Source organism: Microbacterium sp. Bi128, from assembly GCF_918698205.1.
On sequence record NZ_CAKKMM010000512.1, the window covers coordinates 1 to 3,342 of the forward strand.

General features: G+C 73.4%; 4 protein-coding genes. 2 read left to right on the forward strand and 2 right to left on the reverse strand.

Annotation, left to right across the window (positions count from 1 at the left end):
- On the reverse strand, nucleotides 1-992 hold a 992-nt coding region (locus tag LQV45_RS22035; RefSeq protein ID WP_230008825.1), incomplete at its 3' end, for an alpha/beta hydrolase.
- Between the two features lie 212 nt (nucleotides 993-1,204).
- On the opposite strand from LQV45_RS22035, the gene LQV45_RS22040 reads away from it, so the two are divergent.
- Nucleotides 1,205-1,909, forward strand: a complete 705-nt coding sequence (locus LQV45_RS22040) for an SDR family NAD(P)-dependent oxidoreductase (RefSeq protein WP_230008826.1) — start codon at nucleotides 1,205-1,207, stop codon at nucleotides 1,907-1,909.
- Here the strand turns inward: LQV45_RS22040 and LQV45_RS22045 are convergent.
- Nucleotides 1,899-2,405, reverse strand: a complete 507-nt coding sequence (locus LQV45_RS22045; protein WP_230008827.1) for a DUF421 domain-containing protein — start codon at nucleotides 2,403-2,405, stop codon at nucleotides 1,899-1,901. The genes LQV45_RS22040 and LQV45_RS22045 overlap by 11 nt on opposite strands.
- A 126-nt stretch (nucleotides 2,406-2,531) precedes the next feature.
- Here LQV45_RS22045 and LQV45_RS22050 point away from each other — a divergent pair, with 126 nt between their 5' ends.
- Nucleotides 2,532-3,254, forward strand: a complete 723-nt coding sequence (locus LQV45_RS22050; protein WP_230008828.1) for a GNAT family N-acetyltransferase — start codon at nucleotides 2,532-2,534, stop codon at nucleotides 3,252-3,254.
- Nucleotides 3,255-3,342: the final 88 nt, after the last annotated feature.

Consider the following 3,342-nt stretch of genomic DNA (forward strand, 5'->3'; position numbering starts at 1 on the left):
GCCCGCACCGCGGGCGCGATCCCCGCGAGCACCGCGTCGCGCGCCGGCGTCGACGGGAACACCAGGAACAGGTGCGGCACCCCCTCGCGCCGCACGAACTCGACGGGGGTTCCGGATGCCGCCAACCGCGCGGCATACTCCTCCGCTTCGTCGGACAGCGGGTCGACGCCCGCCGCGACGATCACCGCCGGCGCGGAGCCGGTGAGATCCGCGGCCCGCAGCGGCGCGGCCCCGACGGGCACCGCCGCGGTCCCGACCTGCGCATCGGCCCGACGCTCCCGTTCGACCCCACCCGCCGCAGCGGCATCCCGCACGTACAGCCCCCAGTACCACTGCATGCCCTTCGCGGTCAGCGGCAGGTTCTCGGTGTGGGCGCGGTAGCTCGGGCGGTCGGGGTCGGGCGCGTCGAGCACGGGGCACAGCAGCACCTGGACCCGGATGCCGGGAGCCCGGCCCTCGCGCGAACGCAGGGCGAGCGCGGCGGCGAGGTTGCCGCCCGCGCTGTGTCCGGCGACGCCCAGGGCCGCGGGATCCGCGACCAGACCGCCCGCGCCGTCGGCGGCGAAGCGCAGCGCGCGATCGAGGTCGTCGAGCCCGGCGGGGAAGGGATGCTCCGGCGCGAGCCGGTAGTCGACGCTCAGCACCTGCGCGCCGGTGGCGGCGGCGAGCGCGCGGCACAGGGCGTCGTTGTTGTCGAGGTCGCCCGCGACCCACCCGCCGCCGTGGGCGAAGACGAGGGTTCCGCGGTGTCCCGCGCGCGGCCGGTACATCCGCAGAGCCAGGTCGCCGGTCGCGGTGTCGAGCGACTCGATGACCTCGTCGTCGGGCAGCCGCACCCACGACGGGTTCGCCCGGAGCTCGGCGATCCGCGCGGCGTCGTCGCCCTCGGCATCCGTCGCGCCCGAGGGGATCGTGCCCGCCTGCGCGGCGAGCCGGGCGAGGTGCGCGCGCACGTCGGGGTCGGTGATCGCGGGGTGGACGCCGTCGCTCACGGGACTCCTCTCGGGGTGGGGTGGTCGGTCGGGTGTCCGAGACACGCGGATGCCGCCGCCCGGGACCGCGACCGAGCGTAGGGGCATCGGGGCGACGACGTGGCGCCGCACGAGAGAGCGTTACGCCGCGGAAACACGCGCGTCGCGAAGGCGTTCGAGCCCGGGCGTACGGTGACGCCGACGGGCGGACCCGACGCCCCGGAAGGAGTGCCATGTCTCAGCGCGTCATCGTGACCGGAGGATCCGGCGGCATCGGCGCCGCGATCGTGGAGCGCTTCGCGGCCGACGGCGCCCGCGTCGCGGTGCTCGACCGTCGCGCGACCGAGAGCGGCTCGGCATCCTTCTTCCCGGTCGATCTGCTCGACCCGCTCGACACGCGCCGCGCGGTCGGCGAGGCGATCGAGGCCCTCGGCGGCGTCGACGTGCTGGTGAACTGCGCGGGGATCTTCCAGAACGTGTCGCTGCTGGACATCACCGTCGACGACTGGGACCGCGTGCTCGACATCAATGCGCGGGCGACCCTCGTCACGATGCAGGCGGTCGCGCCGGTCATGCTCGAGGCGCGCAGCGGCTCCATCGTCAACATCGCGAGCATGGCGGCCAAACACGGCGGCGGCGGCGAAGGCCACTACGCCGCGTCCAAGGCCGCGGTCGTGGCGCTCACGCGCGCGGGAGCGCAGGAATGGGGATGCCACGGCGTCACCGTCAACGCCGTATGCCCGGGGTACGTGCTCACCGAGATGGGCGCCGATACCCGCTCCGCGGAGGACGTCGCCGCATGGAGCGCGAAGTCACCGCTGGGCCGGCTCGGCATTCCGGAAGACGTCGCGGGGGTGACGCACTTCCTCGCCTCGGACGCCGGCGGGTACCTGACCGGCCAGGCGATCAACGTCACCGGCGGCATGATCATGCACTGAGGTCGCGGAAGCTCGAGCCATCGCCCGCCTGCGCCCGCGTGATGACGCTGACCTTGCCGTCGCTTTCGAGCACGACGGCGGCCACCATCGACAGATCGCCCGCACCGCTGGCCCGGACCGCTTGGAGCACGTCGGCGCGCGCAACGCGATGGCGGCGCAGAGCCTCGTCGTCGATGTGCCCGTCGCGGCCCAGCAGCGAGGGGGCAGAGGTCGTGAGCCGCCGGAAACGCGGCGACCTCTGCACCCCGAGCGCGACCACGATCTGCAGCCCCAGCAGCAGCGCGAGCGCCACCAGGCCCTCGAGGAACGACACGTCACTGCTGAGGAGGATCGTCGCGAGCGTCGATCCGAGCGCAACGGTGACCACGAAGTCGAAGGCGTTCATCTGCGCGAGCGCACGCTTGCCCGACACGCGGATGAGGATGATGAGCGAGACGTAGGCCGAGACGCCGACCAGCACGACCCGCCAGATATCGAACCAGTTGTCGAACCACATGGGCGCACCGTAGGTCCTGCGTCCTGGCGGAGCCACGCGATTGCGTACTGCACCGAAGAGGGGTACGGGAATAGCCCGTCGAGCGCGGCGTTATTGTCGGCGTAAGCCAGCCGAAAAGTGGATGCCATGACCTCGACGCCCCTCGCCCCGACCGACGTCCCGGACCGCGACGACGCCGTGCTCGACAACGCCGCCTGGCACTCGCTCGCCGGTCCGCACGCGCACTTCGCGGTCGGCGACGACCTCGTGCGCCGCTATCCCGCGGACATCGCGCCGTTCGTCGCGGTGCGGACGTGGGACGACCCGGGCGTGTGGGACGCGCTGCGCGAGCTCGTCGGCCCCGGCGCCGAGGTGGGCCTGTCGGGCTACGAGGGCGAACTGCCCGCGGGGTGGGAGCTCCTCGGCGAGGTCGAGGGCGTGCAGCTGGTGGAAACCGACGCCCTGCGCCCGCGGCCCGATGACGAGGCGATCGAGCTCGACGCCGACGATGCGGCCGAGATGATGGCGATCGTCGAGCGCAATCAGCCCGGCCCCTTCCGGCCCCGCACGCACGAGCTCGGCCGGTACATCGGCATCCGTCGCGGAGGTCGCCTGGTGGCGATGGCCGGCGAGCGGCTGCACCCCACCGGGTGGACCGAGATCAGCGCCGTCGCGGTCGACGAGGATCACCGCCGGCAGGGCTTGGCCTCGCGCCTCGTCCTCGATGTCGCGTTCCACATCCAGCAGCGCGGCGACCGGGCGATGCTGCACGCGGCAGCGAGCAACCTCGGAGCGATCGCCGCCTACGAGCGCCTGGGATTCACGCTGCGCCGGATCAACCGCTTCGCCGCGGCCCGCACTCCGGCCTGACCCGCGGCTCCGGTCGCGACGCGCGCGGTCGCCCCGCCCCACCTGCACAACTCCTGCAGAACCCGCCGCCGTCGCAACATCCCCGGAT